A 15,639-nucleotide genomic window follows, 5' to 3' on the forward strand; every position below is an offset into this window, starting at 1 on the left:
GCATTTCGCGCTAGTTGCGAATGAAACTATCTTTTCCACAGGAGTCCTTCGCATGCCCCCCATCGACAACAACGACCTGACCGGCACGACCTCGCAGCGCCGCGCGCCGAAGCAGGACGTGACCGAGATTGGCGGTCATGCGCTGTCGCCCTCGACGCTGATGATGGGCTATGGCTATGACCCGATGCTGTCGGAAGGCTCGCTGAAGCCGCCGGTCTTCCTCACCTCGACCTTCGCCTTCGAAAGCGCCGCCGCGGGCAAGCGCCACTTCGAGGGGATCACCGGCAAGCGCCCCGGCGGCGCCGACGGCCTAGTCTATTCGCGCTTCAACGGCCCCAACCAGGAAATCCTCGAAGCGCGGCTCGGCGTGTGGGAAAAGGCCGAAGACGCGCTCGTCTTTTCGTCGGGTATGTCGGCGATCGCGACATTGCTCCTCGCGCACGTCAACATGAACGACGTCATCGTCCATTCCGGCCCGCTCTATGCCGCGACCGAGACGCTGATCGCGCGCATCCTCTCGCGCTTCGGCGCCACCTATGTCGATTTCCCGGCCGAAGCCTCGCGGGGCGAAATGGACGCCATCCTCGCCCGCGCAAAGGAAATGGCGGAAAAGCAGGGCGGCAAGGTCGCGATGGTCTATCTCGAAAGCCCCGCGAACCCGACCAACGCGCTCGTCGACGTGCAGGCGATGCGCGCTGCAGTCGAAGCGGCGTTCGGCGAGGACGCGCGGCCGCCGATCGCGATCGACAACACTTTCCTCGGCCCGCTCTGGTCGGCGCCGCTCCAGCACGGCGCCGACATCGTGCTCTACAGCCTCACCAAATATGCGGGCGGCCACAGCGACCTCGTCGCGGGCGGCGTGCTCGGCTCGAAGCAGTGGCTCGGCCCGATCCGCATGATGCGCAACACCATCGGAACCATCTGCGACCCCAACACCGCCTGGATGCTGCTCCGCAGCCTCGAAACGATCGAACTGCGCATGAGCCGCGCGGGCGAGAATGCCGAAAAGGTGTGCGCCTTCCTGAAAGATCATCCGAAGGTCGAGGGACTCGGCTACCTCGGCTTCCTCAAGGACGGACCGCAGAAGGACGTGTTCGACCGCCACTGCACCGGCGCGGGATCGACCTTTTCGCTGTTCATCAAGGGCGGCGAAGCGGAGAGCTTCCGCTTCCTCGACGCGCTCAAGATCGCGAAGCTCGCGGTCAGCCTCGGCGGCACCGAAACGCTCGCCAGCCACCCCGCCGCGATGACGCACCTTTCGGTCCCCGACGAACGCAAGAAAGCGCTCGGCATCACCGACAATCTGGTGCGCATCTCGATCGGCATCGAGGATGCGAACGACCTGATCGCCGATTTCGAACAGGCGCTGGCCGCAGTGTAAGTCGCTTCGGCCGCGAGCAATGGCCGGGGATGACCGATTGCGGATCTCTATTTCATCGTCATCCCGGCGAAGGCCGGGATGACGGAAAAGCTGGTATCCCTTCCCACTCCGAAACCGCCATTCGGTCGCACCCAAAAATGGCGCGCGCGATCGTCGTCCTATTTCCGCGCCCGCCAGTCGACCACCTGCCACCCCATCTTGGGCGCAAGGAGCCGCAGCGCGCGCGACGGCGTCGTCGCGACGGATTCGTCGGCGAAATGCAGCATCGGATGGTCGGACACATGGTCCGAATAGGCGCGGATGTACGCGGCATCGCGCGTGATCGCATTGTCGGCCATCCAGTCCTGGATACGCGCGAACTTGTCGAGTCCATAGCAATTGGGCCCCGACAGCCGCGCGTGGATATGGTCGGCGCCGTCGGGTTCGTCGAGCCTTGTCGCAAGCACGTCCTCGATGCCGAGCCGCTTGGCAATCGCATCGACATAGAGGTGGAACGAGGCGGTCGCGAGCAGCACGCGGTATCCTGCCGCGCGGTCGGCGGCGATCTGTTCGAGCGCGGCGGCGTGCAGCCCGCGCGCAATGACCCGGTCGGCATAGCTCTCGGCGAGCGGCGCGATTTCGTGGCGGTTGAAGCGCTTGCCGACGAGCAGGCGCAGGTTGATCGCTTTCAGCGTCGACCGGTCGATCAGCCGCACCAGATAGGCTAGCCCCGCAAGCGCCACGAGCGGGAGCAGCAGCAACCTCCACTGCTGGCGCCGCTGCGCTACATGGATCAGGAAACCGCTGTAGGTTCCCGCGCGCGTGATCGTGCGGTCCATGTCGTACATCGCGATGCGATGCGAAGGGTCGGTCGTCGGCAGGTCCATTACGGCCACTTACCGCTCGCACGCCGCCGCGCCAAGACCCGCACGGGACAGAGGGATTTGCTTGCCGTCATTCGGCAAATAATACAATGTCGTCGGCGATGGCGGCATGGGCGGACTTCGAACACAGCGATGGGGCTGACGGAGCAGAGGTGCGCTTCTCCGGCCGCCTGACGCTCGCGCGGCTCGGCGACCTGCCCGCGCGGATCGAAGAGGTAGGGCCGATTTCGACGCTCGACCTGTCGCAGATCCAGCGCATCGACACGGTCGGCGCGTGGATTGTCACGCGAGCCGCCGCACAGCATCCCGGCGCCAGGATCGTCGGCGCAAGCGACGAGGCGCAGCGGCTGCTCGATGCGCTCGCGAGCGACAAGAGCGAATATCGCGTCCACGCCGACCGCCGCCCCGTCTGGGTCCGCATGCTCGAACAGCTGGGCACGTCGAGCGTCGCGATCTGGGACGAGCTGATCGGCATCATCGGCTTTTTCGGCGCGATGCTCGTCGCCGTCTTCACCCAGATTCGCGCGCGCCGCCGCCTGCGCTGGAACGCGATCGTCACGCGGTTCCAGACCGTCGGCGTCGACGCGCTGCCGATCATCGGATTGATGAGTTTCCTCATCGGCATTGTCATCGCGCAGCAGGGCGCGGTTCAGCTCGAGCAATTCGGGCTGGAAGTGTTCACGATCAACCTCGTCGGCCGCGCCTCGATCCGCGAGCTGGGACTTCTGATGACCGCGATCATGGTCGCGGGCCGCTCGGGGTCGGCTTTTGCCGCGCAGATCGGCACGATGAAACTGACCGAAGAGGTCGACGCGATGCGCACGATCGGCGTGTCGCCGATGGAGGCGATCGTGCTGCCGCGCGTCGCCGCCTCGACGCTGCTGATGCCGCTGCTCGGCTTTTACGCCAGCATCTGCGCGATTATCGGCGGCGGTGTGTTTGCGTGGGTCGGGCTCGAAATCCCCCCGCTCACCTATATCCAGCGGCTGCGCGAGATCATCCCGATGACCGATTTCTGGGCGATGCTGATCAAGGCGCCGGTCTTTGGCGTCCTGATCGGCGTCACCGGCTGCTATTCGGGGATGCAGGTTCGCCAGAATGCCGAAGAGGTCGGTCGGCGCACGACCGCCGCGGTCGTCGCTGCCATCTTCCTCGTCATCGTCCTCGACGCCTTTTTCGCTGTCTTCTTCTCGTCGATCGGGTGGAATTGATGGCGGAGTTCATCCAGCCCGAAAATTTCGACGTCGCGATCCGCGTCAACGGGCTCGTCAACCGGTTCGGCGATGCTGTCGTCCACGACAATCTCGACCTTGAAGTGCATTCGGGCGAGATATTGGGCGTCGTCGGCGGCTCCGGAACCGGCAAGTCGGTCCTGATGCGTTCGATCATCGGGCTGCAGACGCCCACGGCAGGCGAGGTCGAGGTCTATGGCAAGACGCTCGACACCATCGCCGACGAAGAGGAATCGCGCGACCTGCGCCGCCGCTGGGGCGTGATGTTCCAGGGCGGCGCGCTTTTCTCGACGCTGACGGTGGCCGAGAATATCCAGGTCCCGCTTCGCGAATATTACCCGCGCCTCGACCAGAAGCTGCTCGACGAAATCGCCGCGTACAAGGTCGCGATGGTCGGCCTCCCCCCCGATGCCGGACCCAAATATCCCGCCGAGCTGTCGGGCGGCATGGTCAAGCGCGCCGGCCTTGCGCGCGCGCTCGCGCTCGATCCCGCGCTGCTGTTCCTCGACGAACCGACCGCGGGGCTCGACCCGATCGGCGCGGCCAAGTTCGACGAATTGATCCGCGAGCTTGCCGACACGATGGGGCTGACCGTCTTCCTGATCACGCACGATCTCGACACGCTCTATGCGACCTGCGACCGCGTCGCGGTGCTTGCCGAAAAGCGGGTGATCGCGGTGGGGACGATCCCCGAACTGCTTGCCACCGAGCATCCGTGGATACAGGATTATTTCAACGGGCCGCGCGGCCGCTCCGCCGCGGATTGCCACGAAGCGCACGGCGCCGCGCCGGAACGATAGGAAAAGGGTGATGGAAACGCGTTCGAACAATGTGCTGGTGGGGGCGTTCGTGCTCCTCTTCACCCTCGCGCTCGCCTTTTTCGTCGTATGGATGGCGAACGACAGCGGCGGCGACCGGCGCGAATATGACATCTTTTTCAAACAATCGGTCGACGGTCTGAACAAGGGCGCACAGGTGCAATTCTCGGGCGTCCCGGTCGGACAGGTGCGGCAGATCGAGCTGTGGCGCGACGACCCGCAATTCGTCCGCGTGCGCATCGAGGTCGACGAGACGGTGCCCATCCTGCAAGGCACAACCGCCGCGCTCGAAGGCGTCGGCTTTACCGGCGTCTCGCAGATCGCACTCGACGGTGCGGTCAAGGGCGCGCCGCCGATCACCGACAAGGGGCCTGCAGGCCGGCCCGTCATCCCCAACCGCATTGGCGGGCTCGGCGAGATATTGAACACCGCGCCGCAGCTCCTCCAACGCCTCTCGACGCTCACCGAACGCCTCGCCGAACTCGCAGACGACGAAAATCAGGCTAGTTTCAGCGCGATCCTCAAAAATGTCGAACAATCGACCGCGATCCTCGCGCGCAACGGCCCCGCGATCGAGGCCGCACTCGCCGATACGCGCATCGCGATCCAGCAGACGGGTACCGCCGCCGAACAGATCGGCAATCTGGCCGCCTCGGCGCAGGGCACGATCGACCGCAACGTCGACCCCGCCATGGCGAACCTGCGCGATACGCTGAAATCGGCCAACGCGTCGATGAAGACGCTGGAGAGCGCGATCGCCGATGCGCGCCCCGGCCTGCAAACCTTCAGCGAAACGACGATCCCCGAAGCCAATGCGCTGATCCGCGACCTGCGCCGCACCTCCGCCTCGCTATCGAGCCTGACCGACAAGCTCGACCAGCAAGGCGCGGGCGCAGTCATCAGCGGCAGCAAACTGCCCGATTACAAGCCATGAGGAAAAACTCGATGCCCCATCGTTTCCGTTCGCTCCGCACGTCGGCGCTGGCTGCCATCGGCGCGCTTGCGCTGTCGGGCTGTTTCAGCCTCGGCGCCAAACCGCCGCCCTTCCTGCTGACGCTCGACCCCGACGCGGCACCTGCAGCGGGCACTGCACGCACCGCCGCCGACGCCGCAACGCTGACCATCCTGATCCCCACCGCCCCGCAAAAGCTGCGCACGACGCGCATCCCGGTGCAGCAGGACGGAGCGAGCGTCGCCTATGTCAAGGACGCGCAATGGGTCGAGGCGCCATCGCGCCTGTTCCAGCGCCTTTTGTCCGAAACGGTCGCCGCGCGCACGAACCGCGTCGTGCTCGACGAGGGGCAATATCTGACCGCCCCCGGCGAACAGCTTGCGGGACAGTTGATGGAATTTGGCGTCGATGCGCGCACCAACGAGGCCGTCGTCGTCTATCAGGCGATGCTCGTAAACAGCGGCGGCAAGACGGTAACGCAGCGCCGTTTCGAGGCGCGCGAACCGATCGGCAGCGCAGTCGAGGCCAAGCCGGCTGGCGAGGCGCTGACGCGCGCCGCCAACCGCATCGCGGGCGAAGTCGCGGACTGGCTCGGCGGCGCCTGACGGGGCTCACCGGGCACGCTGCGCGGGCCCGGTGGCTTTTGGCAATCAGGCCGCAACCGCCTGCGGCGGTGCAATCTCTCCGCCCCCGGCCAGCCATCCGGCACATTCAGCACCCAGTTCGGCAAGCGCTCGCGCTTCATAGGCGGCCACATCGGCGTCGGTGAGCAATTCCTGCCAGCGACCGTTGCTGCCCTTGTTGATGAAGGTCGCTGCGCCGCCCTGGAAAATGGTGCCGCCAAGCGGCGCCGCCTTTTCGGCATTGGCCTTCATCCAGTCGAAGCTCGAATGAAGCACCGCCCGTTCAAAGGCCTCGTCGCTGAGCTCGACCTCCAGGAACGCCGCGACCTTGCGGATCGTGCCGGGCAGGTCGCGCTTCATGTCGGCGAAGTGGAGCATCAGCATGTTCGGCAGATGGCGGCCTTCCCACCAGGTCCGGACATTTTCCCACAGCGACCAGAAGGGCGCACCGTCCTGATCGAGCCAGCGCCGGAAAAAGGCGACGACATCGGCCTCGGGGTGTTCGAGCGGCGGGCCCACACGCCCGGGCACCGAGTTCAATATGTCATAGAATTCGGGAACGAAGTTGCTCGCATGGTTGAACATGCTCCACGCAATGTCGCGGCCGTCGCGCGCGATATAGATATGCTTGATCTCGGGCCGATAGACAAAGGCGTCGAGCGGGAGGTGCGTCTTGATGAAGCGGCGATGCGTCTGGGCATCGAGCAGCGCGAATTTTTCCTCCTCGGTCGGCAGCCGCAGATCGAGCCACGGCGAAATGTCGGCGACGCGGACGTCGGGATCGCCCTGGAACAAAATCTGCCCGACGATCTGCTGCGTCCAGGTCGTCCCCGACTTGGCATAGGTGCTGACGATGACGTCGTCGGGACGGAACGCAAAACGATTCCAGATTGTCGAATCCATGTGGTGATTGTGAAACTCGCGCGTCTTGCGCGGATATTGCGGCGTATCGAACATTTTCCCTCCAAAAGGCAGGGTCGCGGCCCCGCATGCGCGATACGGTGCCGTGACGTCCGCCAGACATTCGCTTCGAGCCCCGGCCGATAGCGGATTGACGTTGTTGCTGGTGATGCACCCTGCCCCGGCCTCCGCATCAATATGCGAAAGCTTGCACCTATTGCGCCCCTAACGGGACGGCTGCGCGCGGCCAATCGAAATGCTTGCATCGGGCGATGCAAAAGTGAATAGGCGACAGGTGAACTATCGTTGGGATGATGTTGCCGTTTTCCTGGCGCTTCTCCGCGAAAGGACGACGGGCCGCGCGGCAGCATGTCTGGGCTGCAGCCAGCCCACTGTCGTCCGCCGCATCGCCGCCCTGGAAGCGGCGAGCGGCCTGACGCTCTTCGACCGCAGTGCCGCGGGATTCATCCCGACCGAGGCCGCAATGCAACTGGCCGCGGTCGCTGAACGCATGGAGCGCGCGGCGCAGGACCTTGACGGGGAAATCAGCGACCTTCGCGGCGATACGGCACAGGTGGTGCGGCTGACCTTGCTCGATCATTTCGAACGGCTGTTCGTCCCTATCCTGTGCGCCTATCGTGATCACTGGCCCGACGTCCGCGTCGACATGTTCGCGAGTGACCGTATCTACGACCTCGCGCGGGGCGAAGCCGATATTGCCGTTCGCGGTCGCCTCAATGCCGAGGACGATGCGCTGGTGTCGCGGCGGCTGCCCGACTGCGCATGGACGCTCTATGCGCCCGCCGACATGCCGGACGATCGGCGGCCTGCGGGCTGGCACGATCTCGATAGCCACATCGTTGCCCTGCCCGACGAGATATTATCCCGACTGCCAATCTTCTTGCGGCTCGCCGAGGCGACGGCACGGAGCGGCCGCACGATGCGATGCAACAATTATAATTCGCTGCGTTCGACCGTGATAACCGCGCGCGCGATCACGGCGCTGCCGCTGACCGTCGGCGACCATGACCCCCTGCTGGTGCGCTGCTTCGCGCCGCCGCCCGAATTCGACGTTCCGATCTACCTGATCGGCCGGAGGGCATCGTTGCGGCGCCCTTTCGTTCGCGACCTGTTCGAGCGCATCGACACATATTTCGCCGAGCATCCCGAATTTCTGACCGGCCATCGCCGGACCGGCCCGTCGGCTTCGTCGACGGGCGGACCGGCAGCCGCCACTCAGAGAGCGTCGGTCGACACGTCGAACCCCGACTGCTCGGCATAGCGCGCCCTGTCCTGCGCGCGCGCGACCGCGCGGTCGATCTGACGGACGCTTTCGGCAAATGTCTTGCGAATACATGTCGACGGGCGGGCATAGGGTCGTTTCGCTGCCTTGGCCTGCATCCTGCATACCGCGCGCGCCGCCTTTTTCGTCCGCTGGACGAGTGCCGCGACGCCGGCCGGCCGGGTGAGGTCCAGGTCGTCGTAACCCACGAACCTGGTGGGCTGCGCCGCCACTGACGCGACTTGACGCATCGCCGATGCGGGCACCGCGACCAGGACCGTCGCCGCGAACAAAGCCATGACCGCCCCGATCGCGGTCACAAACCGCACGATGCGCCGCGATCTGTGCCGCCGGTCCCCGGCGCGGGAGCGCTGCAAAAGCCCAGAGGGAGATTCCAGATACATATGTCGATCCTTCTTGCTGTTGTCGTGGCGCGCGATGTGCGCGCCGACACGCTCACAGCAGATCGGATCGAAATCGCTCCAGTGCAGAAACTGAACCTCGCCGATACACAAACTGAACCTGTATGCCCGCCTGCATATCCGGCCTCAGCCCAGCCCCTTTCGCCGTCCGCGCTCCTTCATCGCCGTGACAAACGCGCGCACCGACGGCAGCGACGCGCGCGATGGCTCGAACAACAGGTTCACCGGCAGCGGCGGCGGCTGGTCGTCGGGCAACAGCGAAATCAGGCGGCCTGCCGCCACCGCTTCGGCCACCTGGTAACTCAGCAGGTTCGCGATCCCCATTCCCGCCTCTGCCGCCGCAAGCGCGCCATCGACCGTATTGACCGTCAACCGCCGCTGCGCATCGATACGCAGGCGTCCCGCGACAAAATGCCAATCACCGCTGGCGCGCGGCCCCATTGATCCGATCAGATTATGACCGTTCAGGTCGGCGACGCCCTCGGGCGCGCCATGCCGCGCGAGATAGCCGGGGCTCGCAACCAGCATCTGACGCACCGTGCCGATCCTGACCGCCTTCAGCGCCGAATCGACGAGCGCGCCGATACGCACCGCGACATCGATGCCCTCCTCGACGATGCGTACATTGCGGTCGATCAGCATCATCCTCACCGATAGCGCGGCATGCTGTGCGAGCAGTTCGCCGACGACGGGCAGCACGTGCAGGCGGCCGAACATCACCGGCGCGGTCAGGTAAAGCTGGCCGCCCGGTTCGGCCTCCGCGCCGCGCAGTTCGCGCTCGGCGCCGGCAAGGTCAGCAAGGATGCGCTGCGCCTTCTCAAGGAAAATCTCGCCCGCATCGGTGAGCGCGACCGCGCGCGTCGATCGGTGGAACAGCACGGTCCCGAGCCGCGCCTCGAGCGCGGCGATCCCGCGCGTCACCGCAGGCGGCGAAATTCCGAGCTTGCGTGCCGTGGCCGCGAACCCGCCCTCGGCGGCGACCGCGACGAACATTTCGAGCGTGAGCAGGCGATCCATATTATTCCATTTATCGGAATAGACTTGTCAATTTTTTGCAGATTATCTCGATCAGCGCAATTCACTATCTCGATTCTGCGAGCGGAGGGCCTCCCTCCACACTCCCGAACCTCCGCTCGCTCCACCTTCGAGGATTACCGACGATGGCGCGAAACTATCTCCACACCATCTTCACCGACGCCGCCCGCGCGCGGCAGGAGGCGCACGGTTCGCGCGCCTCCTATGCGCGGATGGAGGCCGGCGCGGACGGCACGCCCGACGCGCTGACCGACAAGGAAATTTCCTTCATCGAGGCGCGCGACAGCTTCTACATCGCCAGCGTCACGCCGCACGGCTGGCCCTATATGCAGCATCGCGGCGGTCCTCCCGGCTTTCTTCGCCATCTCGAGGCGAACCGCATCGGCTTCGCCGATTTCTCTGGAAACCGCCAATATATCAGCACGACGAACCTCGCCGAAAATCCGCGCGTGTCGCTGTTCCTGATGGATTATGCGAACCGGCGACGGCTCAAGCTGCTCGGCCATGCCGCGATCGTCGAGCAGGCCGACGATCCCGCCACTGTCGCGGCGTTGATGCCGCAGGAATATCGCGCGGCGCCCGAACGCGCCTTCCTGATCGACGTGATCGGCTGGGAATGGAATTGCCCGCAGCACATCACGCCGCGCTTTACCGAGGGCGAAATATCCGCCGCGATCAAGCCGATGGCGGCCGAGCTCAACCAGCTACGCGCCGAGGTCGAAGCCCTGCGCGCCGCTCAAAAGGGAGAATGACGATGATCCGCCTCTATGGTTCACCAATGTCGGGCAATGTCCACAAGGTCCGCATGGCGCTCGCTTTCCTCGGGATCGCATGGGAGGAGGTGACGGTCGACGCCGCGGCGCGGCAGGACGAGGCCTTTCGCGCACTCAACCCGATGGCGCAGATTCCCGTATATGTCGAAGGCGATTTCGTGCTGCGCGACAGCCAGGCGATCGCCGCCTATCTCGCCGCGCGCCACCGCCCCGGCGAATGGGACGGACGCACCCCCGAAGAGCGTGGCGCGATCGCCGTCTGGTTGTCGCATGCGGCGAACGAGATTTTCAACGGACCCGCGCTGCTGCGCGCCGAAAAGCTGTTCGACTGGTCGATCGACCGCGAGCGCGCCCGCGCCGTCGCCGCGCGCATCCTGCCCGTCGTCGACGCGCATCTTGCATCGCGTCAATGGCTCGTCGGCGAGCGTCTGACGATCGCCGACATCGCCGCGAGTCCCTATCTCGCGCTCGCCCCCGACGGCGGCATCGACCTCGAAGAATGGCCGCATATCCGCGACTGGACGCGCCGCATCGCCGCGCTGCCGGGCTTCCCCTCAATGCCGGGTTGGCCCGCTGCGGCCGACTGAAGGAGGCTGTGCAATGCTCGACACCCGCCCGCCCTTGCCACCCTTTGACGCCGCCAGCGCGGCGCAGAAGGTCCGGCTTGCCGAGGATGGATGGAACAGCCGCGATCCCGCGCGCGTCGCGCTCGCCTATACGCCGGATAGCGTGTGGCGGAACCGCGACACCTTCCTTGCCGGCCGCGACGCCATCACCGAATTTCTCGCGGCCAAATGGCGCCGCGAACAGGACTACCGCCTCATCAAGGGCCTGTGGACCTTCACCGGCAATCGCATCGCGGTACGCTTCGCCTATGAATGGCGCGACGCCGACGGCCAATGGTGGCGATCCTACGGCAACGAGAATTGGGAATTTGTCGAAAGCGGCCTGATGGCACGGCGTATTGCGAGCATCAACGATCGCGCCATTGCTGAAGCCGACCGGCTGTTCCATTGGGACCGTGGCGAAACGGGCCGCCGCCCCGACGATCATCCCGGCCTCGAGGAGTTGGGGCTCTAGGCTCAGGACCCCACGCAAGCAAGGACTGCGACCGACATGACCACCAACCCTGCCCCCGCCTTTGCCGCGATCATGTTCCTGACCGGCGTCGGCATCCCGATCCTCGCCGCGCTCAACGGCGGGCTCGGCGCGCGGCTGGGGAGCCCGCTTGCAGCATCGGTCATCCTCTTCGGCCTCGCGCTCGCCATCGCGCTCGCGGGCGCAGCGCTCACCGGCTCGCTCGGCGCGATCCGCGTCGGCGGCGACATTCCCTTCGCCTTCCATTTCGGCGGGCTGTTCGTCGCCTTCTATGTCATCGCGGTCACCTTCATCGCGCCCCGCTTCGGCGTCGGCAATGCGATCTTCTTCGTCCTCGTCGGCCAGCTCGCAAGCGCGGCGGTGATCGACCATTTCGGCCTGTTCGGATCGCTCCGCTACCCGATCGACGCGCGCCGCATTGCGGGCATCGCGCTTATGGTCGCCGGCGTCTGGCTCGCCCGCCGCGTCGGATGACCCCTTCCCCTTTGCGCGCGCCTCGCCTATGGTCGCGGCCATCCCCGGGGAGCCTGTGTGCAGCAACAGGTTGAGAGCGGAACAGCCCGCGACCCGTCGAACCTGATCCCGGTAATACGGGCGGAGGGAGGGTTGGCTTTCACCGCGTGAAATCCATTCTCGCTCCGACATCTTTGGAGCGAACAGACATGGCCGACATCGACAGCCGCCTCGACAAGACGCAAGCCGAACCGATCGGAATCACCACCGGCCCGATCCGCGGCAGCCGCAAGGTCCACGTCGCCAGTCCCACCGGCAGCGGCATCCGCGTCGCGATGCGCGAGATCATGCTCGAGCCGTCGAGCGGCGAGCCGCCGGTGCGCGTCTATGACACGTCGGGGCCCTACACCGACCCCGATGCGCGCATCGACATCCACGCCGGCCTCCCCGAACTGCGCGCTCCCTGGATCCGCGCGCGCGGCGACGTCGAGGAGGTTGCGCAGCGCGAGGTCCGCCCCGAGGACAACGGCCAGCTCGGCCCCGACCGCTCGGGCGGCGTCCCCGCCTTCCCCAACGTCCGCAAGACCGTGCTGCGCGCGAAGCCGGGCGCGAACGTCAGCCAGATGCACTATGCCCGCCGCGGCATCATCACGCCCGAGATGGAATATGTCGCCACCCGCGAGAATCTCGGCCGCGAACGCCTCGCCGAATATGTCCGCGACGGGCAGGACTGGGGCGCGAGCATCCCCGACTATGTCACCCCCGAATTCGTCCGCGAAGAGGTCGCGCGCGGCCGCGCGATCATCCCCAGCAACATCAACCACCCCGAAAGCGAGCCGATGGCGATCGGCCGCAACTTCCTCGTCAAGATCAACGCCAATATCGGCAACAGCGCGGTCGCATCCGACGTCGCCTCCGAAGTCGACAAGATGGTCTGGTCGATCCGCTGGGGCGCCGACACCGTCATGGACCTGTCGACCGGGCGCAACATCCACGACACGCGCGAATGGATCATCCGCAACAGCCCCGTCCCGATCGGCACCGTCCCCATCTATCAGGCGCTGGAGAAGGTCGGCGGCGTCGCCGAGGAGCTGACGTGGGAAATCTTCCGCGACACGCTCATCGAACAGGCCGAGCAGGGCGTCGACTATTTCACCATCCACGCGGGCGTCCGCCTGCCTTACGTCCCGCTCGCCGCCAAGCGCGTCACCGGCATCGTCAGCCGCGGCGGCAGCATCATGGCGAAATGGTGCCTCGCGCATCACAAGGAATCGTTCCTCTACGAACGCTTCGACGAGATTACCGAGATCATGAAGGCCTATGACATCGCCTACAGCCTCGGCGACGGCCTGCGCCCCGGCAGCATCGCCGACGCGAACGACGAGGCGCAGTTTGCCGAGCTCTACACGCTGGGCGAGCTCACCAAGCGCGCGTGGGAACAGGATGTGCAGGTGATGATCGAGGGGCCGGGCCACGTCCCGATGCACAAGATCAAGGAGAATATGGACAAGCAATTGGAAGCGTGCGGCGAGGCGCCCTTCTACACGCTTGGCCCCCTCACCACCGACATCGCGCCGGGTTACGACCATATCACCAGCGGCATCGGCGCCGCGATGATCGGCTGGTACGGCACCGCGATGCTTTGCTACGTCACGCCCAAGGAGCATCTGGGCCTGCCCGACCGCGACGATGTGAAGGTCGGCGTCGTCACCTACAAGCTCGCCGCCCACGCCGCCGACCTCGCCAAGGGCCACCCCGCCGCGCAGGTCCGCGACGACGCGCTATCGAAAGCCCGCTTCGAATTCCGCTGGCGCGACCAGTTCAACCTGAGCCTAGACCCCGACACGGCGGAGCAGTACCACGACCAGACGCTCCCGGCCGAAGGCGCCAAGACCGCCCATTTCTGCAGCATGTGCGGCCCGAAATTCTGTTCGATGAAGATCAGCCAGGAAGTCCGCGAATTTGCCAAGCTGCAAAATCAGGACAGCGCGGGCTTTATCGCGGCGGAGGAGGCCGAGAAGGGCATGGCGCAGATGAGCGAGGTTTATGAGGAAACCGGGCGCGAGCTGTATATGGGCGCGGGTGGGCGGGAGCATGATTGAGATTGCGGAGCAAATCTCTATGCTTCGGCCATCAAATGATCCGGATAGAGATTGAAATGCAGCTGAGAAGTGCCGAGATCAATAATGCGCTATAACCCGTTCCAGCCAAACAAAGTCGTAAATTCTGCGATGTTTGTTGGTCGATTGGATGAAATCCAGAAGATTGAACATTATCTTTTTCAAGCGAAGTCCGGAAACTCGCAGAATTTTCTGATAGAAGGAGAACGAGGAATCGGAAAGTCCTCTTTGCTTCACTATGTTTCTACTATTGCAACAAACAGAATCCCCGGTCCAGGCGGACAAAAGTTCAACTTTTTACTGCTTTCGATCGATATGGGTGGTGTTACAAAACAGCTAGATATCGTCAGATCGATCGCCAGAGAGTTGAAATCTTGTTTGTCGAGAACTCAAGAAATTCGGGAGAATGCTAAGAAAGTTTTTGACTTCCTCGCAAATTGGGAAATTCTGGGCGTTCGCTACCATAAGTCATCAGAAACAGTCGACCCTGACGATGCCAAGGACAGTCTCGTCGATCAGCTTGTGGAGATTTCAGGCAACCAATCTCTTGGATATGATGGAGTTCTAATACTTATAGATGAAGCAGACGCGCCGCCCATCGAGGCTGGTCTAGGCGAGTTTTTGAAATCTATGACGGAGCGACTGACGCGACGGGACTGCGAGAATGTGATTTTTGGCTTAGCTGGCCTCCCGACCACCATTGCAAAAATGCGCGCAACCCATGAGTCTTCTCCGCGCATTTTTACAATCCTCCATCTGGAACCACTGGAGAGTAAAGAGCGCAAGCAGGCGATCAGGATCGGACTCCGAATTGCGAACGAAAAAAACGACCGATCGACTTCCATCAGCGACGACGGATTAGAAATGCTAGCCGACCTTTCGGAGGGATATCCCCACTTCATCCAGCAATTTTCATATTGCGCATTTGAGGCTGATAGCGATCACAACATCGATGTCGATGATGTGCGCACTGGAGCATATGACGAAAATGGAGCGATTGACCAACTTGGGAAAAAATATTTCTCCGAGGCATATTTCAGTAAGATCAATTCGGACGACTATAGAAAATTGCTCAACGTAATGGCCAATCACGGCGACAAATGGGTTTCACGCAAGCAACTTCTTCATGAGTCAAGGCTTAAGGAGACGACTATCAACAATGCTCTTTCTGCTCTGAAGCAAAAGGCCATTATCATTGTTGATGAAAGCCGGCAGGGATTTTATAGGCTTCCTACCCGTTCGTTTGCTGCATGGATCAATGCTATAAAGTCTGTTGGGACAGAAGCTGACCCCGCAAGGCTCCCTCGGATTACGCTATTTTCCGAGAATGACGGCAGGTGATTTTTTGGCTCCATGGCACGAGTGGCATGTGAAAATTCACGTGCATCCTCGGCACTCGCTAGTTTCGAATTTTCAAACGCCTCGCCGCACGAATTTTCGCGTGAGTCATTAGCGCCCATTAGCACTCACTAGATTCGAATTTTCAAACGCCTTGCCGCACGAATTTTCGCGTGAGTCATTAGCGCCCATTAGCACTCACTAGATTCGAATTTTCAAACGCCTCGCCGCACGAATTTTCGCGTGAGTCATTAGCGCCCATTAGCACTCACTAGATTCGAATTTTCAAACGCCTCGCCGCACGAATTTTCGCGTGAGTCATTAGCGCCCATTAGCACTCACTAGATTC

16 protein-coding genes and 1 riboswitch are annotated in these 15,639 nt (G+C 63.6%); of the genes, 12 read left to right on the forward strand and 4 right to left on the reverse strand.

The window, feature by feature from the left end; genetic code table 11:
- Positions 1-52 precede the first annotated feature (52 nt).
- On the forward strand, positions 53-1,381 hold the full coding sequence (locus tag JI743_RS08525) for a cystathionine gamma-synthase family protein (protein WP_201927866.1): 1,329 nt from the start codon (positions 53-55) through the stop codon (positions 1,379-1,381).
- A gap of 158 nt (positions 1,382-1,539) precedes the next feature.
- Here JI743_RS08525 and JI743_RS08530 read toward each other — a convergent pair whose 3' ends face one another.
- The gene (locus JI743_RS08530; RefSeq protein WP_201927867.1) at positions 1,540-2,247 is read right to left on the reverse strand and encodes an HAD family hydrolase; all 708 of its coding nucleotides are present in this window, start codon (positions 2,245-2,247) and stop codon (positions 1,540-1,542) included.
- Positions 2,248-2,345: 98 nt separating this feature from the next.
- On the opposite strand from JI743_RS08530, the gene JI743_RS08535 reads away from it, so the two are divergent.
- From JI743_RS08535 to JI743_RS08550, 4 genes are read left to right on the forward strand one after another with little or no spacing between them, the layout of a single operon-like run.
- Positions 2,346-3,455 (forward strand): ABC transporter permease, encoded by a 1,110-nt coding sequence (locus JI743_RS08535; RefSeq protein ID WP_201927868.1) that lies wholly within the window; start codon positions 2,346-2,348, stop codon positions 3,453-3,455.
- Positions 3,455-4,276: an ABC transporter ATP-binding protein gene (locus tag JI743_RS08540; RefSeq protein ID WP_201927870.1), complete on the forward strand. Its 822-nt coding sequence runs from the start codon at positions 3,455-3,457 to the stop codon at positions 4,274-4,276. Before JI743_RS08535 ends, JI743_RS08540 begins: the two co-directional genes overlap by 1 nt.
- Positions 4,277-4,286: 10 nt before the next feature.
- Positions 4,287-5,228 (forward strand): MlaD family protein, encoded by a 942-nt coding sequence (locus tag JI743_RS08545; RefSeq protein ID WP_201927872.1) that lies wholly within the window; start codon positions 4,287-4,289, stop codon positions 5,226-5,228.
- An 11-nt stretch (positions 5,229-5,239) separates the two neighbouring features.
- On the forward strand, positions 5,240-5,851 hold the full coding sequence (locus JI743_RS08550; protein WP_201927874.1) for an ABC-type transport auxiliary lipoprotein family protein: 612 nt from the start codon (positions 5,240-5,242) through the stop codon (positions 5,849-5,851).
- 45 nt (positions 5,852-5,896) lie between these two features.
- Here the strand turns inward: JI743_RS08550 and JI743_RS08555 are convergent, their stop codons facing one another.
- Positions 5,897-6,826 (reverse strand): sulfotransferase domain-containing protein, encoded by a 930-nt coding sequence (locus tag JI743_RS08555; RefSeq protein WP_201927876.1) that lies wholly within the window; start codon positions 6,824-6,826, stop codon positions 5,897-5,899.
- Positions 6,827-7,064: 238 nt separating this feature from the next.
- Between JI743_RS08555 and JI743_RS08560 the strand changes: the two genes are divergently transcribed.
- On the forward strand, positions 7,065-8,051 hold the full coding sequence (locus JI743_RS08560) for a LysR family transcriptional regulator (protein WP_201927877.1): 987 nt from the start codon (positions 7,065-7,067) through the stop codon (positions 8,049-8,051).
- Here JI743_RS08560 and JI743_RS08565 read toward each other — a convergent pair.
- On the reverse strand, positions 8,006-8,566 hold the full coding sequence (locus JI743_RS08565) for a UrcA family protein (protein ID WP_201927878.1): 561 nt from the start codon (positions 8,564-8,566) through the stop codon (positions 8,006-8,008). The genes JI743_RS08560 and JI743_RS08565 overlap by 46 nt on opposite strands.
- A gap of 33 nt (positions 8,567-8,599) precedes the next feature.
- On the reverse strand, positions 8,600-9,490 hold the full coding sequence (locus JI743_RS08570) for a LysR family transcriptional regulator (protein WP_201927879.1): 891 nt from the start codon (positions 9,488-9,490) through the stop codon (positions 8,600-8,602).
- A gap of 143 nt (positions 9,491-9,633) precedes the next feature.
- On the opposite strand from JI743_RS08570, the gene JI743_RS08575 reads away from it, so the two are divergent.
- From JI743_RS08575 to JI743_RS08600, 6 genes are all read left to right on the forward strand, one after another.
- Positions 9,634-10,260 carry a pyridoxamine 5'-phosphate oxidase family protein gene (locus JI743_RS08575; RefSeq protein WP_201927880.1) on the forward strand — a complete coding sequence of 209 codons (627 nt, stop codon included), beginning with the start codon at positions 9,634-9,636 and terminating at the stop codon, positions 10,258-10,260.
- Between the two features lie 2 nt (positions 10,261-10,262).
- Positions 10,263-10,868 carry a glutathione S-transferase family protein gene (locus JI743_RS08580; protein ID WP_201927881.1) on the forward strand — a complete coding sequence of 202 codons (606 nt, stop codon included), beginning with the start codon at positions 10,263-10,265 and terminating at the stop codon, positions 10,866-10,868.
- Positions 10,869-10,881: 13 nt separating this feature from the next.
- Positions 10,882-11,361 (forward strand): nuclear transport factor 2 family protein, encoded by a 480-nt coding sequence (locus JI743_RS08585; RefSeq protein ID WP_201927882.1) that lies wholly within the window; start codon positions 10,882-10,884, stop codon positions 11,359-11,361.
- 36 nt (positions 11,362-11,397) lie between these two features.
- Complete coding sequence (locus JI743_RS08590) at positions 11,398-11,853, forward strand: DMT family transporter (protein ID WP_201927884.1); 456 nt, start codon at positions 11,398-11,400, stop codon at positions 11,851-11,853.
- A 35-nt stretch (positions 11,854-11,888) separates the two neighbouring features.
- Positions 11,889-11,999: riboswitch (TPP riboswitch) on the forward strand.
- Positions 12,000-12,041: 42 nt separating this feature from the next.
- The gene (gene thiC / locus JI743_RS08595) at positions 12,042-13,934 is read left to right on the forward strand and encodes a phosphomethylpyrimidine synthase ThiC (RefSeq protein WP_201927885.1); all 1,893 of its coding nucleotides are present in this window, start codon (positions 12,042-12,044) and stop codon (positions 13,932-13,934) included.
- 84 nt (positions 13,935-14,018) lie between these two features.
- On the forward strand, positions 14,019-15,293 hold the full coding sequence (locus JI743_RS08600) for an ATP-binding protein (RefSeq protein ID WP_201927887.1): 1,275 nt from the start codon (positions 14,019-14,021) through the stop codon (positions 15,291-15,293).
- Positions 15,294-15,639 lie beyond the last annotated feature (346 nt).

This window comes from Sphingopyxis jiangsuensis, from assembly GCF_016734905.1.
Classification (GTDB): domain Bacteria; phylum Pseudomonadota; class Alphaproteobacteria; order Sphingomonadales; family Sphingomonadaceae; genus Sphingopyxis; species Sphingopyxis jiangsuensis.

Coding starts and splice junctions, on each gene's coding strand:
- JI743_RS08525 (WP_201927866.1), top strand. CDS start 53: ATGCCCCCCATCGACAACAACGACCTGACCGGCACGACCTCGCAGCGC.
- JI743_RS08530 (WP_201927867.1), bottom strand. CDS start 2,247: ATGGACCTGCCGACGACCGACCCTTCGCATCGCATCGCGATGTACGAC.
- JI743_RS08535 (WP_201927868.1), top strand. CDS start 2,346: ATGGCGGCATGGGCGGACTTCGAACACAGCGATGGGGCTGACGGAGCA.
- JI743_RS08540 (WP_201927870.1), top strand. CDS start 3,455: ATGGCGGAGTTCATCCAGCCCGAAAATTTCGACGTCGCGATCCGCGTC.
- JI743_RS08545 (WP_201927872.1), top strand. CDS start 4,287: ATGGAAACGCGTTCGAACAATGTGCTGGTGGGGGCGTTCGTGCTCCTC.
- JI743_RS08550 (WP_201927874.1), top strand. CDS start 5,240: ATGCCCCATCGTTTCCGTTCGCTCCGCACGTCGGCGCTGGCTGCCATC.
- JI743_RS08555 (WP_201927876.1), bottom strand. CDS start 6,826: ATGTTCGATACGCCGCAATATCCGCGCAAGACGCGCGAGTTTCACAAT.
- JI743_RS08570 (WP_201927879.1), bottom strand. CDS start 9,490: ATGGATCGCCTGCTCACGCTCGAAATGTTCGTCGCGGTCGCCGCCGAG.
- JI743_RS08575 (WP_201927880.1), top strand. CDS start 9,634: ATGGCGCGAAACTATCTCCACACCATCTTCACCGACGCCGCCCGCGCG.
- JI743_RS08580 (WP_201927881.1), top strand. CDS start 10,263: ATGATCCGCCTCTATGGTTCACCAATGTCGGGCAATGTCCACAAGGTC.
- JI743_RS08585 (WP_201927882.1), top strand. CDS start 10,882: ATGCTCGACACCCGCCCGCCCTTGCCACCCTTTGACGCCGCCAGCGCG.
- JI743_RS08590 (WP_201927884.1), top strand. CDS start 11,398: ATGACCACCAACCCTGCCCCCGCCTTTGCCGCGATCATGTTCCTGACC.
- thiC (WP_201927885.1), top strand. CDS start 12,042: ATGGCCGACATCGACAGCCGCCTCGACAAGACGCAAGCCGAACCGATC.
- JI743_RS08600 (WP_201927887.1), top strand. CDS start 14,019: ATGCGCTATAACCCGTTCCAGCCAAACAAAGTCGTAAATTCTGCGATG.